28 protein-coding genes and 1 pseudogene are annotated in these 22,068 nt (G+C 58.7%); 20 read left to right on the forward strand and 9 right to left on the reverse strand.

Translation table 11 applies throughout. From position 1 onward, the window contains the following. Window positions 1-42: 42 nt before the first annotated feature. The 3 genes from J4O76_RS22625 to J4O76_RS22635 form a co-directional block, all read right to left on the reverse strand. A complete protein-coding gene (locus J4O76_RS22625) occupies window positions 43-189 on the reverse strand; it encodes a hypothetical protein (RefSeq protein ID WP_426284375.1) in 147 nt (48 codons plus the stop codon). 349 nt (window positions 190-538) lie between these two features. After that, window positions 539-1,756, reverse strand: a complete 1,218-nt coding sequence (locus tag J4O76_RS22630; RefSeq protein WP_426284376.1) for a hypothetical protein — start codon at window positions 1,754-1,756, stop codon at window positions 539-541. Window positions 1,757-2,207: 451 nt separating this feature from the next. Beyond that, a complete protein-coding gene (locus J4O76_RS22635; protein ID WP_426284377.1) occupies window positions 2,208-3,041 on the reverse strand; it encodes an energy transducer TonB in 834 nt (277 codons plus the stop codon). A gap of 446 nt (window positions 3,042-3,487) precedes the next feature. Here J4O76_RS22635 and J4O76_RS22640 point away from each other — a divergent pair, with 446 nt between their 5' ends. From J4O76_RS22640 to J4O76_RS22680, 9 genes are all read left to right on the forward strand, one after another. Then, entirely contained in the window at window positions 3,488-3,700 is a 213-nt protein-coding gene (locus J4O76_RS22640) for a hypothetical protein (protein ID WP_333962283.1), read from the forward strand. A 1-nt stretch (window position 3,701) separates the two neighbouring features. Continuing rightward, on the forward strand, window positions 3,702-4,361 hold the full coding sequence (locus tag J4O76_RS22645) for a hypothetical protein (protein ID WP_426284378.1): 660 nt from the start codon (window positions 3,702-3,704) through the stop codon (window positions 4,359-4,361). Continuing rightward, on the forward strand, window positions 4,361-4,930 hold the full coding sequence (locus J4O76_RS22650; RefSeq protein WP_426284379.1) for a recombinase family protein: 570 nt from the start codon (window positions 4,361-4,363) through the stop codon (window positions 4,928-4,930). Before J4O76_RS22645 ends, J4O76_RS22650 begins: the two co-directional genes overlap by 1 nt. 72 nt (window positions 4,931-5,002) lie before the next feature. Continuing rightward, entirely contained in the window at window positions 5,003-5,221 is a 219-nt protein-coding gene (locus J4O76_RS22655; protein ID WP_426284380.1) for an antitoxin VbhA family protein, read from the forward strand. After that, the gene (locus tag J4O76_RS22660; protein ID WP_426284381.1) at window positions 5,202-6,797 is read left to right on the forward strand and encodes a KfrB domain-containing protein; all 1,596 of its coding nucleotides are present in this window, start codon (window positions 5,202-5,204) and stop codon (window positions 6,795-6,797) included. The genes J4O76_RS22655 and J4O76_RS22660 overlap by 20 nt, the downstream gene beginning before the upstream one ends. A gap of 197 nt (window positions 6,798-6,994) precedes the next feature. Beyond that, the gene (locus J4O76_RS22665; protein ID WP_426284382.1) at window positions 6,995-7,828 is read left to right on the forward strand and encodes a GGDEF domain-containing protein; all 834 of its coding nucleotides are present in this window, start codon (window positions 6,995-6,997) and stop codon (window positions 7,826-7,828) included. A gap of 166 nt (window positions 7,829-7,994) precedes the next feature. Beyond that, window positions 7,995-8,489: a MucR family transcriptional regulator gene (locus tag J4O76_RS22670; RefSeq protein WP_426284383.1), complete on the forward strand. Its 495-nt coding sequence runs from the start codon at window positions 7,995-7,997 to the stop codon at window positions 8,487-8,489. Between the two features lie 66 nt (window positions 8,490-8,555). Further along, window positions 8,556-8,861: a DUF805 domain-containing protein gene (locus J4O76_RS22675; protein WP_426284384.1), complete on the forward strand. Its 306-nt coding sequence runs from the start codon at window positions 8,556-8,558 to the stop codon at window positions 8,859-8,861. A gap of 430 nt (window positions 8,862-9,291) precedes the next feature. Then, complete coding sequence (locus J4O76_RS22680; RefSeq protein ID WP_426284385.1) at window positions 9,292-10,059, forward strand: hypothetical protein; 768 nt, start codon at window positions 9,292-9,294, stop codon at window positions 10,057-10,059. Between the two features lie 223 nt (window positions 10,060-10,282). On the opposite strand, the gene J4O76_RS22685 is transcribed toward J4O76_RS22680, so the two are convergent. Next, window positions 10,283-10,750 carry a hypothetical protein gene (locus tag J4O76_RS22685; protein WP_426284386.1) on the reverse strand — a complete coding sequence of 156 codons (468 nt, stop codon included), beginning with the start codon at window positions 10,748-10,750 and terminating at the stop codon, window positions 10,283-10,285. A 381-nt stretch (window positions 10,751-11,131) separates the two neighbouring features. Here J4O76_RS22685 and J4O76_RS22690 point away from each other — a divergent pair, with 381 nt between their 5' ends. The 9 genes and pseudogenes from J4O76_RS22690 to J4O76_RS22730 all read left to right on the forward strand — a co-directional run bounded on the left by J4O76_RS22690 (window position 11,132) and on the right by J4O76_RS22730 (window position 18,321). Next, window positions 11,132-11,353, forward strand: a complete 222-nt coding sequence (locus J4O76_RS22690; protein ID WP_426284387.1) for a hypothetical protein — start codon at window positions 11,132-11,134, stop codon at window positions 11,351-11,353. A gap of 114 nt (window positions 11,354-11,467) precedes the next feature. Beyond that, window positions 11,468-11,605: pseudogene (locus J4O76_RS22695) on the forward strand (IS110 family transposase); the annotation flags it as partial. Between the two features lie 604 nt (window positions 11,606-12,209). Beyond that, the gene (locus J4O76_RS22700) at window positions 12,210-12,614 is read left to right on the forward strand and encodes a DUF305 domain-containing protein (protein ID WP_426284388.1); all 405 of its coding nucleotides are present in this window, start codon (window positions 12,210-12,212) and stop codon (window positions 12,612-12,614) included. A gap of 1 nt (window position 12,615) precedes the next feature. Next, the gene (locus J4O76_RS22705; RefSeq protein WP_426284389.1) at window positions 12,616-14,130 is read left to right on the forward strand and encodes a YncE family protein; all 1,515 of its coding nucleotides are present in this window, start codon (window positions 12,616-12,618) and stop codon (window positions 14,128-14,130) included. After that, window positions 14,130-14,639, forward strand: coding sequence for an RNA polymerase sigma factor (locus J4O76_RS22710; protein WP_426284390.1), 510 nt, complete (start codon window positions 14,130-14,132; stop codon window positions 14,637-14,639). The genes J4O76_RS22705 and J4O76_RS22710 overlap by 1 nt, the downstream gene beginning before the upstream one ends. After that, the gene (locus J4O76_RS22715; RefSeq protein ID WP_426284391.1) at window positions 14,636-15,400 is read left to right on the forward strand and encodes an anti-sigma factor family protein; all 765 of its coding nucleotides are present in this window, start codon (window positions 14,636-14,638) and stop codon (window positions 15,398-15,400) included. Before J4O76_RS22710 ends, J4O76_RS22715 begins: the two co-directional genes overlap by 4 nt. A 180-nt stretch (window positions 15,401-15,580) precedes the next feature. Then, window positions 15,581-16,417 carry an alpha/beta hydrolase gene (locus J4O76_RS22720; RefSeq protein WP_426284392.1) on the forward strand — a complete coding sequence of 279 codons (837 nt, stop codon included), beginning with the start codon at window positions 15,581-15,583 and terminating at the stop codon, window positions 16,415-16,417. A gap of 75 nt (window positions 16,418-16,492) precedes the next feature. After that, window positions 16,493-17,383, forward strand: a complete 891-nt coding sequence (locus J4O76_RS22725) for an alpha/beta fold hydrolase (RefSeq protein ID WP_426284393.1) — start codon at window positions 16,493-16,495, stop codon at window positions 17,381-17,383. 110 nt (window positions 17,384-17,493) lie between these two features. Further along, window positions 17,494-18,321, forward strand: coding sequence for a retropepsin-like aspartic protease (locus J4O76_RS22730; protein WP_426284394.1), 828 nt, complete (start codon window positions 17,494-17,496; stop codon window positions 18,319-18,321). Between the two features lie 280 nt (window positions 18,322-18,601). On the opposite strand, the gene J4O76_RS22735 is transcribed toward J4O76_RS22730, so the two are convergent. Together J4O76_RS22735 and J4O76_RS22740 are read right to left on the reverse strand one after the other, a co-directional pair. Continuing rightward, on the reverse strand, window positions 18,602-18,991 hold the full coding sequence (locus J4O76_RS22735; protein ID WP_426284395.1) for a type II toxin-antitoxin system VapC family toxin: 390 nt from the start codon (window positions 18,989-18,991) through the stop codon (window positions 18,602-18,604). Further along, entirely contained in the window at window positions 18,984-19,232 is a 249-nt protein-coding gene (locus J4O76_RS22740) for an AbrB/MazE/SpoVT family DNA-binding domain-containing protein (RefSeq protein WP_426284396.1), read from the reverse strand. The genes J4O76_RS22735 and J4O76_RS22740 overlap by 8 nt, the downstream gene beginning before the upstream one ends. 166 nt (window positions 19,233-19,398) lie before the next feature. Between J4O76_RS22740 and J4O76_RS22745 the strand changes: the two genes are divergently transcribed. Together J4O76_RS22745 and J4O76_RS22750 are read left to right on the forward strand one after the other, a co-directional pair. Continuing rightward, entirely contained in the window at window positions 19,399-19,704 is a 306-nt protein-coding gene (locus tag J4O76_RS22745; RefSeq protein ID WP_426284397.1) for a hypothetical protein, read from the forward strand. A 76-nt stretch (window positions 19,705-19,780) separates the two neighbouring features. Further along, complete coding sequence (locus J4O76_RS22750; RefSeq protein WP_426284399.1) at window positions 19,781-19,909, forward strand: hypothetical protein; 129 nt, start codon at window positions 19,781-19,783, stop codon at window positions 19,907-19,909. A 373-nt stretch (window positions 19,910-20,282) separates the two neighbouring features. Here the strand turns inward: J4O76_RS22750 and J4O76_RS22755 are convergent, their stop codons facing one another. The 3 genes from J4O76_RS22755 to J4O76_RS22765 form a co-directional block, all read right to left on the reverse strand. Further along, window positions 20,283-20,675 carry a response regulator gene (locus J4O76_RS22755; protein WP_426284400.1) on the reverse strand — a complete coding sequence of 131 codons (393 nt, stop codon included), beginning with the start codon at window positions 20,673-20,675 and terminating at the stop codon, window positions 20,283-20,285. Window positions 20,676-21,429: 754 nt separating this feature from the next. Further along, window positions 21,430-21,786: a hypothetical protein gene (locus J4O76_RS22760; protein ID WP_426284401.1), complete on the reverse strand. Its 357-nt coding sequence runs from the start codon at window positions 21,784-21,786 to the stop codon at window positions 21,430-21,432. Window positions 21,787-21,852: 66 nt separating this feature from the next. Beyond that, complete coding sequence (locus J4O76_RS22765; protein WP_426284402.1) at window positions 21,853-22,017, reverse strand: hypothetical protein; 165 nt, start codon at window positions 22,015-22,017, stop codon at window positions 21,853-21,855. Between the last annotated feature and the right edge of the window lie 51 nt (window positions 22,018-22,068).

Raw genomic sequence — 22,068 nt, forward strand, 5'->3', positions numbered from 1 at the left:
CCATCAACGGACCGCCTACTAGCATCAGACCGACCAGCGCCTCTATGAAATTCGGTAACCAGCCAGCAGAGCCGCTCCATAGATCAGCACAAAGAACCCGAACCATGTAAATGCCGCAGCATCAACGATGAGAAGCGGCGTCCTGTTTTGATAGTGCTGGTGTGCAAAACGCCAAAATGCCGCTTTCATGCTGCTCCTATCTCGATTTAGGGCCAACCGTAACGTCGGCTTTCGGGACGCGCTACCTGCGCTTCGAACGGCAACAATTGGGCGTTATCGGAATGGCTGGAATGGGAAGGTTAGCGGACTGGCAGCTTTTGGGGCATAATTGGCGTTAGCAGCCAGCATCTAACTGCTACGTCGGCCCTAACCTCAACCTTCCGTGCAGCCATTTGCTGTTATCGATGTTTGAGGCGGCGGAAACACGTCAACCAGTGCCAGCCGAAGGCGGAGCAGAGCGCGCTGGGTTTGGGTGGCAGGTTGCGGGCTAAACCGGTGTTTGGGCAGTGCTGAAATTCGGTGAAACGTACGAAAGATTTCAGGACGCTGGCTTGAGATTGGACGCCGTCGATGCGGCTGTTTCCGGGCCGAGATCCGCGCGAACCAGACGGGGCGTTGGGTCGCGGGCCAACAGGCGCGACCCCGTCACCGCAACAAGGTTCGCGGTAAAGGTATAGCGTTCTCGCCCATAGCTTGGCTGCGCTTGTGTGGCGTACCGACGGACAGATACGGCGCGGACCACCTGCTCGGCCCAGCCGCCCTCCACCTTTGTATGATCGCCATGCCGCGAGATGTGCGCGTCGCTGATCCGTCCATTGGTTCCGATCGTAAAGGCCACATCGATCCATTGCCCGACATAGCTACCGATCCCCACGAGCGGCATTCCGGCGCTGGACATGGCACCAGCGCCAAGGCTCGGGTCGGACCGGTTACTTGATCCCTGGACCGACGCTGTCAACGCCACGGCGGGGGCGTATAATAACCGCGCAGGAGCTCCGGCGGGCTGCCTTGGATATTGGGCAACCAGGCGATCCAGTTCGGGCCCGGGGGTTGTCTGAGCGGCGAGCAAGAAGCTCAATTGTTGGGCGGCTACTTGGTAAGGCTGCAACGCTGGTTCGCGCCGCGCGATCAACGCATCGATAGCCCGGCGTGCCGAGGAGGCGAACACCGCGTGATTTTGTTCAGCGAGACGAGTGTTGAGCGTCGCTACCCGTAGCAGAGCAAGGCCTTCGATCTCAGCAAGGCCGAGCTTGTGCGCGCGTCGGGCAATGCCCGCATATTGCGTCTCGCTTCCTTTAAACCGGCCCGAGCGAGCATAGGCATCGCCGAGCTCGATCTGCTCAAGGAATACACGTGGATCGTCTTCGGCCATTCCGGCTTTGATCGCGCTGACTGTATCGAGAGCGCTGGACCATTCGCTGTCGGCCAAGCCGAGATGCCCTGCTATCAAGCTATTGGCATGGTGTAGATTAGCCACCGCCACCGGATATTGCTTTGCGAACCGTGCATTGCGACGTCTTGCTGCCAGCAGCGACGATCGTGCGGCATCATATGTGCCGGCTTCGAACTGAGCTTGTGCCAGCGCAAGTGTAGCGGCAATGTCCTTGTCAGGCGCGCAATGCTCCGCAAGGCATGCGTCGAGGTGCCTTTGATAATCAGGGATACGGCTGCCGATGACGACTATATCGCGACCCGGTGCCGGCTGTGCGGAAGGTGGCGGCGGCGAGACTTGGGCGGTCAGGGGGGCGGTGGCCAACAAGCTGCCTGCAACTAACCAACGCGCTCTCAGCATCGCTTAAGCTCCGGAGTTCGTAGCCAACGCTAGGCGTCAATCAGATCCTCGTCCACCCGTTCCGCTCAAAGGGTGCGCGGTAATTAGCTCCCCGCCTGTTTACCTGCGTCAGACCACCTCCGCGGGCAATTAGCGGGAATCTGAATGAGCGACCGCTTATGAGAATTCTTCTAAGGCGCTTGAATGTCGGAAATTGGACGTTTCTGCCGGCCTCGCCCTTCTCGAAAAGGAACCAATTACGATAACATCTTATTGGCCAGCCTTTCTCCTTTGAAGTGGAGACCCGAACGTCCTTCCCTGCTGGCTAAAACAGTGCCGGCAAGCGGGAGTAGAAGCCGCTCCGGCTCGCTTGCCCCTCCCGGAAATTTTAGCAGCTAAAAATTTGCGCCCGAGTTTTTGGCCAAATCCGTGCTCGTTATCGGGTCCCCTTCGGCGGAAGCTTGAATTTCACGCGCTGAACACAGCCTCGACGGCCCGAACCACTCTCTACTACCCGGGCATTGGAAAGCGCATTGCGCGCGGTATCGCCGAACGCTTCGTCCGGTTCAGAACCGAGAACCCTTACGTTGCCTACCGCTCCCCATGGCGCTGTATCGTAACCAATTACCGCCGCCCCTTCGATTCCGCGGCGCGAGAACGCCCTGGGATAAGCGCTGCCGTCGAGAAGCCCCGGGATCGACTTGGGATCCACGATGCAACCGGGCTGGTCTCCAGTATCCAGAGGCGTGTCTGGCACCGGTACGGGTGCCGCAAGGTTGGCGCGTCCGTTATGGTAAAAGTGATAGGTGCATCCGTGAAACCCCGCTCCCGGCTCATAGCGGTTGGCGAGTAAAGCTTCCCGGCCGGCGCGCTCGAGCGCCGTGTCGCCGGACATACCCAATGTCTGGACGTTGCCAGGCTTACCCGCGGCGTTCACGTCGAATGCCAGAAACACCCAAGCCGGTCGTCGCGCCGGTTGCGGCAGCTTTTCGAAGGCCGGCAGGTTAAGACGCCGGTACTGGCCTGGCTCGCGGGGGCAATTTGAACCTGCAGGGCGAACTCGTTCAAACAGGGCAGGCGCAAACCCTGTGGCATCCGGACGGCTCGCCAGCTCGTACAAATCCGGCATCGACGCCTTCTCGATCGGCGTGACCGATGCTTTGAAGGACACGCTGCATTTCGCCTGCGGTATTCCGGTTGGAAAGCTCGAAGCCGCCAGCGCAGGGGCAAGATCGCTAGTGTCGACATACCAAGCCGGCGATTCCGTCATATCACGGCGGATCGTGCGGGCACGCCCCTGCGCATCGATTACGAAGGAGAACCGATATATGGGTGAGGGGCGTTCGGTAACAGCGGGACCGTAACGCGTCGCAACCGCAGTGAAGGGCCGAACGATACTATCGGCTACTATCGGCTGTCCTGAACAGGTAAGATCGATTGCGGTGAACGACACGATCTCCGTCCGCTGTGTGGCGAACGGTACCGGGGGGGCAGGGACGCTAAGCAGCGCGAGCATCGCAACGGACATGGCGTGATCTCCAAATTTACGACATCGATTATCCCGCTGGCGGCAACGTGCCTAGCGATCTCACCAATGAATATTCCTCGGCGAGAAGAACTCATAGCCAGCCTAGATTTCCACTTTCTCAAAACACGTTCTCATTGTATATTCTCATTGAACGCTAACATTGTTGGCTAGCTGAGAAGGGTCGAACCATGACGATCGACGACGCACTGCGCGCTTATGCCTCAGGACACAGCTCAGCCAAGGAGACGAAGGAGCGTACCGGGCTGGATTATGCTCAGGTCCTGGATGGTCTCGGTCGACTGAACCTTCGCGTACCACCGCCCGCCTTCGACGGCCCCGACGGCGACGCGCTGCGTGAAAGCGCAGATCGCTTCACCGCGTTCCTGAAGCAGGCGCGCTGACATGGCGGATTATGGCCTGATCGTCTTCGATGCGTCGCCCCTTATCACGCTCGCAAAGGCCGGCGAGCTTGATGTCCTCCTCCGCCAGCCCCTACCGATCATCATTCCCGATGCGGTATACCGGGAGGCGGCAAATCCGAGCTACGACGACGGCGTACGTATCATGGAGTGGATCGAGACCAACCAAGCTCGCGTCCGCACGGCAAACACCCGGGCAGGGCTTCAACAAGATATTCTCCTGAAGAACGGGGTGGGGGCAACGGACCTTGGCGAAGCAGCCGCGATTGAAGTGACGGACCGTTTTCTGGCCGACAATCCCGATAACCGGGTGGCGCTCATTTACGAGGATGCCGGTGTCCGGAAGCGCGAACGCGATCCTCGCGTGGACATATTTTCTACCGCATCCTTCCTCCACGCGATGGAGGGCGGGGGCTACATTCAATCGGCCGATCAGATCCTCGAACAGGCGTCGCAAGCTGGGCGAAATGTTGCAGAGCAGAAGGCGATGCATACCCCTGAACCCGGTGCCGGCCTCCTTGCACAATTTCGCAATGCAAGGACGGGAAGCACAGGGCTTCTCGATACGACGCCGAACAGCTTGCACAAACCGCCTTACGAGCCATCGCCAACCCAAGGCCAGACGCGAGGACGTTCGCACTGATGCTCATCGGATATGCCCGGGTCTCGACGTCGGACCAGAATTTGACGCTGCAAACGGACGCTCTGACCGCTGCGGGATGCGAACGGATCTGCAGTGACACGGCGAGTGGCGCAAAAACCGACCGTCCGGGTTTGTCGGAAGCGTTGAACGTCGCTCGCCGGGGCGACACGCTCGTCGTCTGGAAGCTCGACCGCCTCGGCCGTTCGATGAAGGGCCTTGTCGAACTGGCGGCTGACCTTGCTACCCGCGGTATCGAGTTACGGTCCCTGACCGACGGGATCGACACAGCGACGCCGACCGGCCGGTTGCTCTTTCACATTCTGGCGTCCATCGCAGAAATGGAGCGTGAGCTGATCCGCGAACGAACAATGGCCGGGCTACTGGCGGCTCGTCGCAGGAACGGGCCGGGCAGGGGGCGCAAGTCGGTCCTGACGCCAAAAAAGAGGGCCACAGCTATGAAGTTGCTCGCTGCAGGCGATCGTCCGCGAGACGTGGCCGAGGCGATCGGCGTCTCGGTCGCAACCTTTTACAGGCATTTCCCAGCTGGTGGAGGCGAGCCGGCATCTTGAGACCTGCCGCCTACACATCGTGCCCTTTGGCGGCTATGATCGCCGTCTGACGACCCTGGAGGCCCTAACGCCATGAACGTCTATCGGCAGATCGAACCACCCTCGATCAGCGCGGAAGAGCAAGCCCGCCGGCGGTACGCTATCGACTTTGCCCGCGGCAGTGTCAGGATGGAGGGGTTCGTACTCGATACTGATACCGAAGCCCTGTTCGCCGACTATGTAGCTGGCAAGCTCGACCGCGCTGCCCTCAACTCAGCTATCTTAGAATATTGTGGCGTTGCAGCCGCCTAAAAACATCGAGGCCATCGAAGCCGCTCTCGTTGCAAACCGCATCGCAGAGATAGTCGAGCGGCCGATAGACGGGAATTACGACGCAGCGCATCTGCGCGAATTCCACAGGTTCATCTTCCAGGATTTGCCTAAGTACGCGCCGGGTGAATATCGTCCTGACGCGCCATCGCACGGTAAGGAACGCCAGCTCGAATCCGAGCCGATCAATCTACATAGGGTAGAATATGCCCTACGTCCTGAAGTGGACGATCGGTTGGACACAGTGTTGCGAGCGCTACGCGGCAGGGACGCTTTGAGGGGGCTTTCCACCCCCGACTTCGTCAGCACGATTTCCAGGCTCTATGGCGATCTCGATCATCTCCATCCTTTCTCGGAAGGCAACAGCCGGACGCTTCGCAGCTTCACACGGCAGCTTGCCGAGCAAACCGGGCATGAGCTGGATTGGAACATCGCCAACGCGAATGCGGTAACGCGCGATGCGCTTTACAAAGCGCGTGATATCGAGGTTTTACGTCGGACATATCCGGCGATCGATGCCGTCAGCGCGGCTCAGCAAGACGGTGACCGTCTCCTGCTGAAAGCTGCGGAGACCCTTCGGCGGTTCGCAAATGCGGATCGGCTCGACGAATTGATACGTCAGTCAGCCGAACAAAGCCGCGTCACCGCGGTAAAAAAGTGCACGGTACCGATTTGCGATGCTGAAACAGAAATAGCGACACTACTGCCTGCAGCACAGCGACAAGCTGCTGCAACGGAAGAAGCGACACGCGTGGCCTCCCTACGCAACCGTTCCCTCATGCCGACACATTCGGAGGCCCTCTCGAGAAAATCGATGTTGGAGGGAGCGCGCGCGCCAGGCCGGCTCCTTGGTGTCCTTCGCGACCAAGGTGTGCACAGTATCACACTTGATCGGGTGCCTGGAGAGCCGGCGCTCGATCGTGTGCTTGCCTACCGAGAGGGCATGGAGAAACAGTTGGCTGACCAGATAGGGGATACACTGAATGGACCGACCCAAGCGCTTTCTCCAACGCCAATCGCGAACAGCCCGCCCCATCCAGAACGTGTCGCAGTTCACAGCCGCGATGCTGGACGCAGCTCGACCTCTCGAGCCGAGCCAGCCACCGCAGAAGGACGCGACATGCAAGGACTTCTGAGCTTGGGCCGGGGAAGCACTCTGGCAGGGCTGGCCGACAAGGTGCCGGCTGGTCGATCCATCTCCGACGGTGCGGAACAGGTCGTCGTCATGAACGGCAGTCGGCTTCACGAACGTCGATATGAGGGCAAGTGGGAGGTCCAGAAGTTGGATCCGCAAGGCATGCTGCCAAAGGGCGTCTTCCGCCTCGATACCGCAGCATCAGCCAAGGCCGACGACGGGGCAAAGTACGCCGGATCAGTCCTACACGTCAGCGCAAAGGGCGTTTATCAGGTACACGGCAACGGGGTCGCTAGGCACGAGCCTGCCGCTTTCCAACAGGTCCCGAAGATCGGCAACAGTCCCAAGATCGTCTATGCCAACGGGCGTGCGACAATCACGGGCCTTGATCCACAATCACAAGGGCAGGGACGCAGCCGCTAGCCCCTCGCCCCGCACCGCGGCCTGAGTAGGTCGCCGGGACTGTATCAACGTGCTAGTTTCCATGATCACAGGCCGTTTCAAAGGCGTCCGCGACCATGCGAGTTGAGGACGGAATGCGCCGAACGATCTCCCCAACTTCGAGAAATCCTCAATCACAGTTGACGCCATTGGAGCTTGCGCTCCGTAAATCGGCGGACTTGAACCGTTCGGGAGCTGCCGTCGGACTGACGATTATTTGGGTAATCGTATTCATCCTGGACGGATCCACCGGACCGCACTTCTCTCTGAATACGGTCTACCTGCTGCCACTATGCTTTACCGTATGGTGTCTCGGCCGGGTCGCAGGGTTGCTGTCAGGTCTGCTGGGCGTGGCTGTAACCCTGTATCTCAATGGCTTTGGAGACGGCCTCTCCGCGCAGGCGTCGACCGTCCCTACTGCAACCGCTATCTGGAATGTAGGTGCGAGAGCCTTCGGGGTACTCTTTATCATTCTGTTCGTAAGCGCGTTCCGGCGAACCTTCGATCGGGAGCGGGCCACAGCAAGCATCGATCACCTCACAGGCCTCGGCAACCGACGAGCCTTTCAGATCGAATGCGCTCGCCTGGAATTAGCAAGTGCGCGTGACGATCGGATTCTCCTATGCGGTGTGATCGACGTAGACGATTTCAAGGCGGTAAACGACCAACACGGTCATGCGGCCGGTGATGAGGTTTTACGCGTCGTAGCAACAGCGCTTGCTTCCGCCGTTCGCCCTTACGACATCACGGCACGGCTGGGGGGTGACGAATTCGCCTTCTGTCTCGCAGTTCGCGACCAGGCTTCTGCAGAGAGGAAAAGTGGTAAGATCCACCGCGCTATCATGGCGGCGCTTCAATCAACTGACGTGCCGGCAACATGCAGCCTGGGGGCGGCAACAGGAACTGATTTTGCGCAAACATTGCTCACCGCCGATCTAACCATGTATGGCGCCAAACAGGCGGGGAAGAGCTCATGGAGGTTCAACATTGAATCGGCCCCAAGTTACCGGTAACTTCTGTAGGTATTCGCCTGGTGGAACAGCTACTCAGGCACGCGCTGCCCGATTGACATTTTCGAGATACTAATATAAATCGTAATTCCAAATTTGAGATTTGCACTAGCTTGAATTTCAGGTATTTTCGCTTGACTACGAGCCCTCAACTTCAAGCGAGATACTGATGAACGATGATACCAACGCGGTCGAATTGGCTGCTGAACTGACGGCCGCGTGGTTGGCAAACCCTAACACCCGCACCAATGCAGACGACGTGCCTGCCTTTCTAATCTCTATGCATGCCGCAGTATCGCAGCTCTCAGGCACATCTGCGCCCGTTCCTGCGGGGGAACCTGCGCAGACCTATGAGCCGGCCGTAACCGCGCGCAAGTCGCTGTCCTCGCCAGATCACATCATCTCGCTGATCGACGGCAAGCCGTATAAGACCCTGCGTCGCCACCTTGCGACCAACGGCCTGACGCCGGAGGAATATCGCGCCCGTTATAACCTCAAGGCCGATTATCCGATGGTCGCGCCGACCTACTCGGAAGCACGCCGGACAATGGCGAAGTCGATCGGCTTGGGACGCAAGCCTGGTCCGACTGCGACAAAGCCTACTGACGAAGCTTCGAAGGCGCCTCGCAAGCCCCGGGCAACCAAGACGACTGAAGAGGCCTAACGCAAAGCGGGGGCAGTGAGTTAACGCGTTACCTTATGCACCACTCACTGACCCCCTTTCGTAAGTATGCAAGATTTCAGCGGACGCGCCGGGCGCCGTGAGTTTTGGCCGTTTGCGATGACGGTATTATTCATCGTACTCGTGACAAGCGTCGTTCTGCCTCCCCTTGGCACACTGGTCGGCTGCCTATTGTTCTTACCATTATCGAGTTGCGCCGTCCGTAGGCTTCATGACATTGGTAGGTCTGGGGCCTGGCTAATACCGCTGATTGCCATCCCCGCCTGTATGATCGTCTTGTTCGCAATCGGATTATCGATCCTAGGCGTGCTACTTGTTGCTACGCTCGGAATTAAAACGAGCCCTAGCCAATAGGAAGACGGCATACGTGCAATCGAAACTGCACTGACTTGGACGTTCGCGGTATACTTGGCATTAATGATGGTAATGCTCTCTTTGACAGGCAGCCAAGCCTCAAATCAGTTCCGCGAACTCTAGCGATTATCTGCGGGACCGCCCTTCGCACCGGATAAGCTTGATAGAGGTGCGCTTGCTCATCAGAAGAATCTGTATGTTAAAATGGATAAGGATCATTCTGAGCTATCCACGCCCGGTCATGCGGTGGTTCCGGCTGCTTCTAGGTTTTCTGGCCTGCGTGCCCGCAACCAGCCAGGCGCAGCGGGCGGGAATATGGGAGACCCGGACCAACGTCGCCGGTGCGTGGGTAGGTCAACCAGTTCGATATTGTGCACCTGCTGATGCGCCGTTGCACTCAATGAACTTATGGCCGGCGAACTGTACCGCGTTGAAAATCAGCAAGACGACCGCCGGGATGGTTTCCAAAGGTGAATGTCAAATTGGCCAGTCTGGTACGCTTTGGATCATACAGCGAGAATTGTCGGGGGATCTAAGCCGCCGATATCGCTTCGCCACCGAAAGTCACCTGGAACAGGCAGGCAAGCCGGCGCAGTGGGCGCAACGCGTCGAGACAATAAATCGCTTTATCGGACCATGCGAGGAAGCCGTCCAGAAAGCGGTACCCAACTCGATAAAACGACCTGAAGGTGCGTGGGCAATCCTGGGGTTTGCGCTGGTTTTCGGCCTGCAACTCATGGCGTTCGTCGGACTACTATATGCGACATACCGCGGAATGGCCTGGCTGTCGTTGCGACTGGGACGCAGCGCCTACGAAAGAGCCGTGGTCGCCAATATCACCGTCGACGAGGCAGGCGCGGCGACCATACCCGTACTCGCGACCTTCACGGGAGTCCGCGGCCTGCCGTGGTGGTATGCGATCGCGTCGAACAACGCCAAACCGCTCCTCGTGATCGAACCTGGCGGCATTCGTTTCCGTGTCGTTTGCGAGCGCGAACGTCGTTACGGCGAGATCGAATGCGTCGATGTCAGGCAGGGCAGGGGAACCGTCAATCTCAACTTCACCTTCCACGGATCGCTACTAAATTTCACTGCCAATCTCGGTGCCGTGCCCTTGGCTGCATACGCACTCTCTCTTCTACCTCAGTCCGTGCCGCTGTCTGCGCGCGCCATCGCCGCAAAGAAAGCGGGCGCATGACGGTTTGATCCTTGCCATGTTCGGCAGCACGAAGATGACCCGCTTCAAGGGAAAGCCTACACCGGAAGCCCACGTAAAAACGTCGAGATCAAAGTACCTGCCTGGCGATGGTCAGGATAAGTACTTTATGTTGATCAGGTTAGCGTTAAAATATCATACATCATTGATTATTATATACTGCCTACTGCAATAACGCCGGACAGGTCGCGTCAACGTCCCGCGATCAGCTCGGCCCGCCGTCCAGATCACCGACGCATTGCACGTCGGGCTCCATTTTCGCCAGGCGTTGCAAGTGCCCGGTTCGCGCGACGATGCCCGGAAAAATCGCGTCGGGAGTAACCGTGTAGGTCCGGAGAAGCTGCAGGGCCCAGGCATAATGCCGCGCGCCGATCTCGCAGCTGTTGCTGCCGCCATCACCCTCGCCCCAAACTTTGCGCCACCCAGCCTGGACGTCGTGCTTCAGAATGGCATGGAAGGTCCCAACCGGTCCTTCACCGCGAACATACGCGATCCCATCCGGGCCTGCCAAAAGGACGCGAAACGCGCGGAAGGTGAAACGCGATTGTGCACTATCGTCACCCGCGTGGAGTGTCTTGACGATCGCGGTGCGTTCTGGGCTTCCGGGAGCGGGCGTATGGACGGCGGGCGGCGCGGCCAGCGCCGCTCGCGCCAGCGCCAACGCAAGCATCATCTCGACGCAAGACAAATAGTAACGCCTCATATCAGGCGACCAATGCTATAAACAGGTCGCTCGCGCCAGCTGGCTGATACCGTCAATACGGACGCGCCACCAGAAATCGATCCTGATCGGTGTTCGGCGGGGTTCCACTACCCAGATCCTCCCCAGTGATCGTCCCGACCGACCCGAGTCGACTTTGGTTGGTTGGTGAACGGTGGAATTGGGGAGGCGGAAAGAGCGACGCGACTCGCCAAATAAATCTTTGCGCGCGCCGAACGTGTCGAGCTCATGTTTTGCAGATCAATAGCTTCGCGGTTCAGACTGCTAGCTCGCTCCGGTTTCTTTCGCCGCTCGTTTCCTGGCAAATGCCGACGACACGTTTATGGAGTGCGCATGACTATCCTCTATGCGGTGACATTAGCTCTGGTACTTCAGAACGCCGGCAGCCCGAACGTCGGTCCTGCTGCTACGTCAGAAGCGGACGCGATCAACTGCCGGCTCGACGTGCCGAGCTACATGCAGTTCGCGATGGCGATCAACGGCGAGGAGAAACTCGCGCAGACGCGCCGCTGGAAACGGGTCGCGTCGCGCAATGCGTTCATAAACATGGGGTAATCGCGGGAGCGAAGCCTTAGCGTTCATGATGCAAGCTGGTGGCTGTTCCCCGATAAGATGGAAGTACGGGCTCACGATCCGAAGCCGGGCCCAAGCATCTGATGGAGAACAGCCATGGACGAGTATATCGGGCTAGACGTTTCCTTGAAAGAGACTGCCGTATCCATTCGGCGTGACGGCAAGCGTGTTTGGCGTGGTAAGTGTCCCTCGGATCCACAGCTTCTGGCGGCATTGATCCGCAAGCATGCGCCGGGCCCTGGTGGAGGCAGCCATCGTGCCTGACGCGTCGGCTAATCCCGTCCGTCGCTATCATGCCGATCAGCAGATCGCGACACTACTCACGGTCGTATCCATGGCGGCGCTGGGTCTTGGGGTAGATGTTCGCGCCGTTGCGAAAGCTGGCGGCCGCGTCACCCGGGGCTGTCGTGTTGTCGCTTATCGGTCTTGGCGGGATCAGTTTTGGGTTGCTCACGCTGCTGGGCGTGGCTTGAAACCGAAATTAACGAAGATTTGAAGGTCTTGGTCGAAGTTTTGCAATCGCGGAGCAAGCGATGCGATGCGATGCGATGCTGGAAAAACCATAGTGTTTACTGGCCATACCCTGATGCACGTCACGTTTTCGATATAAAAGCATATCTTTCATCGTAGCATCTAGCGCCAATGCTTAGCGTTTGCATATGGCCACTCCCCTCGAAGGGGCTCATGACTGAAGTCGGCTGGCTAGACAAAGCTACACTGGCAAACGTCACTTCATTAGGACGCTGGCACCCGAATTGAAAAAATATCACGTGACGGGGAATAAACTGCCGGGTGGCGACGTCTAAGCTGACATACCGACTCTGCGTAGGAGACAATCTTGCCTGCCACCCGATCATTGGTCCGCTTTACCATAGCCATAGTTCTTGCTTTCGGGGGCGGTGCCGCCTTCGCAACAGTTGCGAATGATGAAAAGCCTTATCTGACCGAGGTCAACGCCGCGATGGAGCGGATGATGGCCGGCATGATGGTCGCCCCGTCAGGCAATGTAGATGCGGACTTCGTGACGATGATGCTACCGCATCATCAGGGTGCCATCGACATGGCCGTGGCTGAGCTTCGATACGGCAAGAGCGAGCAACTCAAACGCATCGCGCAAGAGATCATTGTCGACCAGCAGCAGGAGATCGCCGCCATGCGCCTTGCGCTTGGCCAGCCGCTCCCGCCGTCGGCTCCAGTTCCTACTCAGCAGTCTGGCCTTCCCCATCCGCACCTGGAGCCTTGAAATGAAGCGACTTTTTCTACTGTCGGCAAGTTTTGCCAGCGTTGCCTCCGCGCAACCGGGCGTTTGGGCGGCGCCAGCCGCGCTCGACATCCCAATCGTCTATGACGACTCTGCAACCGATCAAACCGACGGGAAGCACGGGCAGGCGCCTTGGGATCGCGAAAATCAGAAGGTCGGCAGCGGCGACCGGGTCTATGCGGCGGAGCAATTCTCGAACACGGTGTCGGTGACCGACCCGTCAACGAACACCTTGCTCGGCGTCATCAAGTTGGGTGATCCGCAACCTGGTAATTTCAGCCCGCTCTACAAAGGGCAAGTGCTCGTTCACGGTCTCGGCTTCTCGCCGGACGGCAAGACTCTTGCGGTCGTCTCGATCGGTTCGAACTCTATCACTTGGATCGACACCGCAACGAACTCGGTCAAGCATACGACCTACATCGGCCGCAGCCCGCATGAAGCGTTCTTCACGCCAAACGGCAAGGAAGTGTGGGCGACGGTCCGAGGCGAGGACTATATTTCGGTGCTAAATCCGAAGACGTACGAAGAGACGAGCCGGATCAAGACGCCCGGCGGTCCCGGCATGACCATATTCTCTCCCAACGGAAAATACGGCTATGTATGCTCGTCGTTCAACCCGGAGTTGGTGGTGTTCGACGTCGCGACCCACAAGGAAGTGGGGAGGGTGCAGCAACCTAGTCCATTTTGCCCGAACATTTCGGCCAGCCCTGATGGCAAGCAGGTATGGTTCACGCTCAAGGACGTCGGCAAGACGGTCGCCTTCGACGCCAAGCCCCCCTTTGTGATCCAGAAGGTGCTCGATACCGGTCCGATTACAAATCACGTCAATTTTGCGGTCACATCGAAGGGGCAATTCGCCTATGTGACCGTCGGCGGTCTAAACCTTGTCAAAGTATTTCGGACCAAGGATTTCAGTCAGGTCGCGACTATCCCCGTTGGGAAGCTTCCGCACGGTATCTGGCCGTCCGGAGACGGCAAGCGCATCTACGTAGGGCTTGAGAACGACGACAAGCTGGCGGTCATAGATACGGCACGCAACGTGGTGACCGGTACGATCCCCATTGGGCAGGCACCGCAGGCGATCGCCTACGTTCCAAACGCCGTTCCCGATGGTCCAGGCACGGCCAACCTTCAGCCACTCGGCACGGCCGGGAACGCCACCCACCTGATACTTGCAGCGCCCGGCAACGCGGTAGCGAGCCCGACGAGTATCACGTTGTTCGATCAGGGCCTGATCCAGGTGGTACAGGGATCGGTGACCGGCTTGGCACCCAAGCGTTCGTATATTCTTGCACTGGCCGGCAAAGCCGACGGGTCGGGAGAGCTCGAACCCTTGGCAAATTTCATGACGAACCCCGCAGGCTCGGCGGTCGTCAACGTTTCCGGACCAATCCGACAGATCGTCACCGCTAAAACGGTCTCCGAGCGACGCTTTCTGGTGGTGGCGGAGAGTAATGGCGGTGTTCCAGGCTCAGTCTTGCAAGTGCAGCAGAACTGATGGACGCACGCGCCGCCTTGATCGAGCCCCTGATCCCTGGCCTTCGACGATATGCCCGCGCTTGGCTTCGAGATGCCGCGACGGCGGACGATCTCGTACAGGATTGTCTCGAGCGAGCCGTTGGATCTTGGCGTAAGCGTCATGGCGACGCGGTGCGTCCCTGGCTCTATGCGATTCTGCACAATCTGTTGGTCGATCATGGCAGGCGACAGGCGCGGCGTGGCACGCCGGTAGCAATCGACACGGTCGCCGACGCGGTGCTTGCGGTACCGGCCGAACAATCGACAGGGATCGAACACAACGACCTCATGCGCGCATTGGATATCTTGCCAGCAGACCAGCGTGCCGCGATCTTGCTCGTGTCGGTAGAGGACCTGTCTTATGCGGAGGCTGCAGCCATCCTCGGCGTACCGACCGGCACGCTCATGTCGCGCCTTTCGCGGGGGCGGGATCGTCTATCTGAGCTGATCGGCGCTGGTGAACGTCCAAAATTGCGGAGAGTAAAATGACGACCCCGATCGGCGAAGACGATCTCATGGCTTGGGTCGATCGCCGCCTGACCCCAGAGCGGCACGCGACCGTCGATGGTTATCTCGCTGATAATCCAGATGTCGCGCGACGGCTTGCTCTGCAAGCGGAGCACCGAGCCGCCATTGCGGGCATGTTCGCCTCCGTGTCGACCGAGCCGATCCCGTCGGCGATGCGGGTCGGCACGATTGTATCGCACCATCAAACGAGGCCACAGTGGTGGCAGGCGATCGCCGCTGCACTGCTACTTGCGGTCGGTTTCGGTGGCGGTTGGGGTATGCGCAACTCGACGCTACCACCGCGTGCCGGCATCGGTGCACTGGCGCAGGAAGCGACGGACAATTACCGAGTTTACGCTATCGATGCGCAGCGTGGGGCCGAGTTTGGACCCCAGGCTCAGGCCGAGCTTGTCAGCTGGGCGTCTGAACGGCTCGGTAGCCGTGTAGCCGTCCCCGACCTCGCTGCGGCGGGGTACCGATTTGCCGGAGGCCGTCTGGTCGCAACGCCGCACGGTCCCGCCGCGATGTTTCTCTATGACGGTCCTTCGTCAACCCGGCTCGCTGTGGTGACCCGCCCTATGGAGATCGACAAGGCGGCTCGCATGACGGAGAGCGCGGACGGTGACCTCGGTCGGGTGAGTTGGGCTGATCGTGGTGTTGGCTTCAGCATAGTTGCCGCCCGGCCAGCAACAGAACTCCAGTCGGTTGCAGAGGCGGTGCGGCGCCAGTCGCAACGTGTCTGAAATTCCATCAGATCGACGCTGAACTTCTCCCTGGTGTGGCAGGAAGGGCCGAGTAATCGCATTGCAGCGGTTTTCCATAGAGATGTTTCTAACACGATTGCGCTGTCACTTGTCATTAGGCGGTCATCTGAGATCGCCCAGTAACAAACATCGCAGTTAGAAGGATTGAGCCGTGACCTTATGACAAATACGACGGCCATATTGACGATGGCGTCACTGTTTATGGTGGCGACACCGACGACCTTTGCGAATCCAGCTGCTGCGCAAGGTCATGATCGGCGCCTCGCCAATCCATTGCGTGTATCCGAGCAATTAGTCGAGTTGCGGCTTCGTCAGGGCGAAACGCAGAAAGTGCTGCTGGTCGCTCCTCCAGGTGCGCGTGCGGCGATTGTCATGCTTCCTGGGGGAGCAGGCGATGTTGGTCTCACCGGAAGCGCCGACATTCGGCACAGCGATAATTTCGTCGTGCGGACCCGTACGATGTGGGCGCGACGCGGTTTCACGGTCCTCATTCCGGATACGATCGGCCACGCGAACCTCAGGGGAATCCGTAGTTCACCGGGTTACGCCAGCGTGGTCAACGACTTGGTCAAGCTCGCGCACAGGCAAGTAAACGGTCCTGTCTTCTTGCTTGGCACCAGCCAAGGGTCAATCGCGGCGGTAAACGCTGCTGCACATGCAACTGCGGGTACCATCGCCGGTGTCATACTCACTGAATCCGTATCGGTAATGGGGGGAAGCGGGGAGACAGTTTTTAGCGCCAGTCCCGAGCTCGTCCGCGCGCCTGCTCTGATCGTCGCCAATCAGGACGACCAGTGCAATGTGGCCCCGCCAGAGGCCGCCTCACAAATCGCTCGGGCGATGACGATGAGCCGTGACGTCCAAGTGCTGATAGTGACGGGCGGTTCTAACCGGTCCGCCAAAAATTGCGGCTCTCTCACGCCTCATGGCTATAACGGCATCGAGGATCAGGTGATTGCGAAGATAAGTCGGTGGATGGACGCGCATGGCGGATGAATTACGAGGCGGTCTGGCAGGACAACCAGCCGACTTGATCCAGGATGTCCATGAGTTGCCAGACGGGAGAAGCCGATGATCGTTCGCACGGAATTGCTTGAGATCGGCTATCTGAGCGGGGGGCCAGAGCATGGCCCCCCATTACTTCTTCTCCATGGTTGGTCTGACGATCCGACTGGTTGGACAGGCGTCACCCCGGCGCTCGAGGGGGCAGGCTATCGATGGTACGCTCCGTGGCTGCGTGGCTTCGGCCAAACACGCTTTCGATCACCCGATATCATGCGCGACGGCAGCTCGGTCGCGATCGCACAGGACGCCTTCGACTTCGCCGACGGGCTCGGTATCGAGCGATTTGCGGTCGTTGGCCACGATTGGGGAGGGCGTGCAGCATATGCGATGGCGGCCCTGGCACCGGAGCAACTGGCCGCTATGGCGGTTCTCGCCATAGGTTACACGCCACGGGGGCGGTATGAGGTGCCGTCCCTCGATCAGTGCCGACGCTGGTGGTACCAGTGGCTTATGACGTCGGAAGCGGGGGCAATGAAGGTGGCCTCGGATCCGCTCGGCTTCGCGCGTACGCAGTGGGACACCTGGAGTCCGCCTGGCTGGTACACCAATGCTGACTTTGAAAGCGCGGCCTCAAGCTTCGACAACCCCGACTGGGTCGCGATCACGCTGCATGGCTATCGGCACCGCTGGCAGCCTGAAGCGCTGGACGCCCGTTATGCTCTGCAACGCGCGGAGGTAGACGCTACGGAACGGCTCGGCGTCCCGACCTTGATGATCCAGGGGGGTGACGACCAGTGTGACCCGCCTGAGGAGTCCGAGGGTCAGGAACAGTGGTTTACCGGTGGGTATCAGCGGATCGTCGTCGATGGCGCTGGACACTTTCCTGCCCGTGAAGCGCCAGCTGCGGTGGCAGGTGTCGTAATCGCCCATTTTGCTGAACAGGGGTACGCGCGGTGAGAGCGTTGATCGGTCGGTCTTGTACTGGTGCTTCGATGATCGCAGCGCTTCTTGGCTGTTGGGCACCGCTTGCGGCGCGTTCGGCATCGCAGCATTCTACCGCTCTAGTCATGCGCGGCGATTGGGCGGTTGTCGAAGTGAGGTTGGGCGCCGACCGTCATCCGTACCGCTTCATTGTCGATACCGCCGCGGGCGCGACGGTGATTGATCAGGCGCTTGCCCCCCGTTTTTCAGAGGCCGCGTCCGGGACCAGCGATGTGCAGGGTGCCAGCGGCGCTCAGTCGTCGTTTCAAAATGCTCGGCTGCGCAGGTTCAAGATCGCGGGCTTCAGCTTCCACAACCTTGACGTGGTCGTCACCGACATGGCGCAGTTCAGCGACAAGTCTGACCAGCATTACGACGGCATACTGGGTAGCGATGTCCTTTCGCATTACTCCTACGTTTTTGATGTCCCCAATGGGCGCCTTTCCCTGATCGACGCTGCTCGACCTGATCCACGCCGGTGGGGACGATGCATCGACAACGCGCTGTTAGCTCGGCCTGGCGGGGCAAATGGCTTTCTGTCCGTACCAGTGTCGCTGCATGGGGGCGTTCATGCCCTGGGCATCGTCGATACCGGAGCGGGAGCTACAATTCTGAATTGGCCTGCCGCGTCGGCTTCGGGATTATCGAAGAACGGTAGTGGCGTCAGTGCCGCAAAAGGGGTGGTGGGCTTCGACCCAAGGGCGATCACCGCGTCATACAAGGCAACGATCGCCGACGGGACGATCGGATCAAAGGCGCTGCCTGCTTTTACTGCCCGTCTGAGCGACTTGGCGGTGTTTGAAGGCTTTGGGCTCAAGGACAAGCCGGGGATGATTATCGGGGCAAACATTTGGCGTACTGTGCCGTTTGCAGCTGCTCGAGGCGCGAAGGCTTTCTGCGGCTCGACGATTTAAGCGCTACGCGACACGTCAACGACGTTGCGAAATAAAGGCCACCATGCTGATCAAGCAGAGCGTCAATCGAGGTATACCCTGTCCCACAACCGCGTTTTGGCGGACCGCGTTCGATCGTAGCACATGTCACATTGATACCACCCTGATAAGACAATCGTTTGCCGCGGCCGTGCTGCAAATTACGCCAGAGGCGTGTACCTAGACGGCACCGTTGATGAGCGCCGGGCTAACGGCAGACTGGAACGTAGGGGGGATACCGGCTGTACTGCCGGGCGGTCAGCTACGTTCGAACATTGGTTGCGGTGATAGCGACGTCCGCCTTCGTCAGGGCGGCGTCCGTTGTATAGATGTCTGCATCTAGCTCGATCGCCAGCGCCAAACACGCGCGATCGCCCAGTGACAGACCAAGCGACCGGGTGGCCGGACGTAGGTCGCCGATCAGCATCGCCTGTGTCGACGTCAGTGGTCGAACGTCAAGGTGCAGCCCGCCCAAGGCTTCCCGAACCTCATCGAGCGAAAGACCGCGCTCACGCAGCTTGGATGCGACCTCGGCAAGGTTCGTTGCACCGATCAGCGAGCGGGTTAGAACCTCTGCCACCCGGTCAGCGCCGGGTTCGTCATTGAGTAAGCAAAGCAGTGCCGAGGCATCTAGTACGATCTTACTACTCATGCTCTGCCTCGGCACGACGGTCATCGATGAGCTCGTCGGCCAGGTTTGAACCTTCGGGAATATGGCGCCGTAAGATAGCACGGGCGCGTTCGAGAGCCTTTGACACCGATCGTACCCGCAGTTCGCCATTGTCGATATCGACCATCACCGTATCACCAGCGCCGATGCCTAGTTCACGGCGCATCAGGGCAGGTATCACCAGTTTGCCACCCTCAACGATTTTGACCCGTTGCGCTTCCATTCGGCAGTCCTTCTTGTTCTGACCTAATGACGGGACGGGTATCGGTTTCATAGTTGGGTGTCACGGGCGAAATCAGCGTCAAGATCGGATTTCGTGCCATGGTCGCCTCTGGAGCATTCATACTGCCATCCCTAGCTCCAAAGGCTCCGTAAGCTTGGTTAGCCACGTGCTCCTCGCGTACGCTTCTGACCTCGAATTGCTTCCCGTGGCGCTTCAGCCCCATGGTCTGAAATGGAATGCGGCTAACCTCCAGCTTGCGAGCCTGGACCATGCCCTGTGGTTCCACCGCCCGTTCGACTTCAATACGTGGCTACTGCATACGATCAACAGTCCAACGGCGTCGGCTGGTAGGGGGCTAGTTCACGGACGCTTTCACGATCAACACGGAACGGTGATCGCGTCCGTAGCTCAGGAAGGATTGGGTTGGGTTAGTGATCCCAATCAACAGGAGCTAACTCAATGCGTTACGTAATCCGTAAAGATGGCGAGATGTCCACGCTGGGGTTTATCGAAATAGCTTCGACGAAGCGCTCGCTACCGCCGCGGAAATGATCGCGATGCGTGCTGACGAAAAGTCGATCGCGGTGGAAGACACGTGGGAAAATCGGACGATCGACGAAGCGGGAATAGCGTCTTTGATTGCCGCTAGATCGCCGGACACTGCCGACAATGTGTGACGCAGTGCAATTAGGCGCGGTCGTTGGGGGATACGAGTGAACGGTTACGTGGAATTTCACAGTCCTGAATGCGATCCGATCGTTGTGAACGTGGATCGCGTAAACTTTGTGCGCCGTTTCAGGGGCGGCAATGAAGCAAGTGCTGTAAACTTTGAGGAGGGCAATTATGTCGTGGTCAACGGGAACCTCGCGTCAGTAATGAAAACGCTCCAGGACGGATAACCGTTTCCCTGGCGAGATCTACCGTCGCGGATCAACTGCCTAGGCGAGACGAACTAGACCAAAATATAGGTCTGCCTCATGGTCGATCATACTAGTATATCATGCAGATATTTCTATTAGGCCTGCTGATGCCCGCCTAGACAGCTTTTTTTTAAGGCTCCGGCAGCTTGCCATCGGGGAGGGTCTCGCGGAGATGGCCATGGATCATCTGCGCATTGAACGGCTTGGAGACGAATGTCGCCTTTTCGGGCAAGTCACCCGCCTTCGGCCGGAGGTGGCCGCTGCCGATGACGATCTCGATCCAAGGGTAGTTCTCCGCCACGTGGTGGGCGAGCGCGAACCCGTTAGTATCGCCCGGCATATCGACGTCTGAGAAGAGCAGGGTGATTGCATGCGCGTACTCAGGGAGCATGGCGATCGCAGCGTCGCCGTTATCCGCTTCATAGGTGCGGAAACCCGCATCTTCGAGAATGCCTGTGACATCCATGAGGATGAACGGGTCATCGTCAACGGCAAGTGCATAGGGAACTGTTGATAGGGACATGCCGCACTAACCCGTCACGTACGAAAACGGCCCCGTCGTATCTCTGACTTTGACATCTCTAAGCCATCGCTGCGGATGCAGAATCCCAATTGGCCAGTTGTCCGCCAGGACGCAGAAAATGAAATGCCCCGCTGCGGGGGGAGCAGCGGGGCGCTTTAGAACCAGCGGAACCAAGGGGGGGGCAAGTGTCCTACCGGTTATAACTACAACAGCGCGGGGCGGCATCGGTTCCGCACATATTTACGAAAATGCCCTGCCGATCTAAAGACCAACAGGGCATTGCGAGCTTTCACCGCCGTTCCCCCCAAAAGGGCAGGACGCTTCCAGCTAATATAAAACTGTTCGGCGTTTAGAGTGTTCCCAGCGTTCCCTTGTGATGCTGGCGCTGGGAAGGATCAGGAAGCAGTGCCATCGGGAGCGTAGCTGAGACGTCCCCGTGCCGGGGCGTTAGATGATCGGGCCAAAGCTCCCACAGCGAAGCCAGAAAACCACGCCAGGCATGCTTCGTACTCGTGGATGGGCCATGGGCATTCCAACAGTGCCCCCTCTCCAGATTTCCCTGCCTGCAAGCCCTGCGCATGGGCCAGAGTAATCGGGTTAGAAATTGCAGCCATCGAAAATCATTGGATATTTAGTCAATGATTTCAACGAAAGAATGCCCGCCATCGTGTTCGCGTGTGTATGACCGTCATTGCGGCGCTCGCAGGATATACGGGGGGGCATAGCCGCGCCCGTCAGCTTTGCGGATTTTCCACTATCCAAAAAGCACGTGCTTCGCCGCGCCGGCGGTCTGCAAAAGACGTTCCATCTTTTCCATCGCAGTTCCTGACAGTGTCAATTCGTCGTCCAGATCACCGCTGCCATCGCCAATGATAAGACCTTCGGCAGACAGATGCGTGAGCCAACGCGAGGCTACAGCAGGCGAGATCTGATGGCGTTCACTAATCTTTCGCCCCGTCATACGAACACCCCGAGCATCTGCAACAAACAGTTCGAGAAGAAAGTCCCAGCTGGGTTCGCCAAACAGAGAGCGCGGCAGCTCCTGGGTACGACTACGCCTGAACGCCAGCATGAATTCAGCAAAATTGGCGACTTGGTCATTGCCGATCATCCGCTAGCCTTTCACGCCTGCGTCTTTTTAAAGAACAAGATGTAGCAAAAAGGGCAGGACCGCAAGTCAGGTTGATGGTGGTATCTGTTCATCCGTCGCTGGCTCAAGATAGTCACGCACTGTGCAAAGCAGGGCGCCCAGAGCAAAATCGTTATAGGTGTCTGCGAGCCCAATCAGACGGTCAATATCACTTGCCATCGATCGCGCTTTCTCAAGAGGAATGTTCGTCAACCACGCTACTCCTGCAAGCCTATTGAAGGGGCCACGTAGCGAGCGGCTTGT

This window comes from Sphingomonas sp. NFX23 (assembly GCF_049887795.1).
Classification (GTDB): Bacteria; Pseudomonadota; Alphaproteobacteria; order Sphingomonadales; family Sphingomonadaceae; genus Sphingomonas.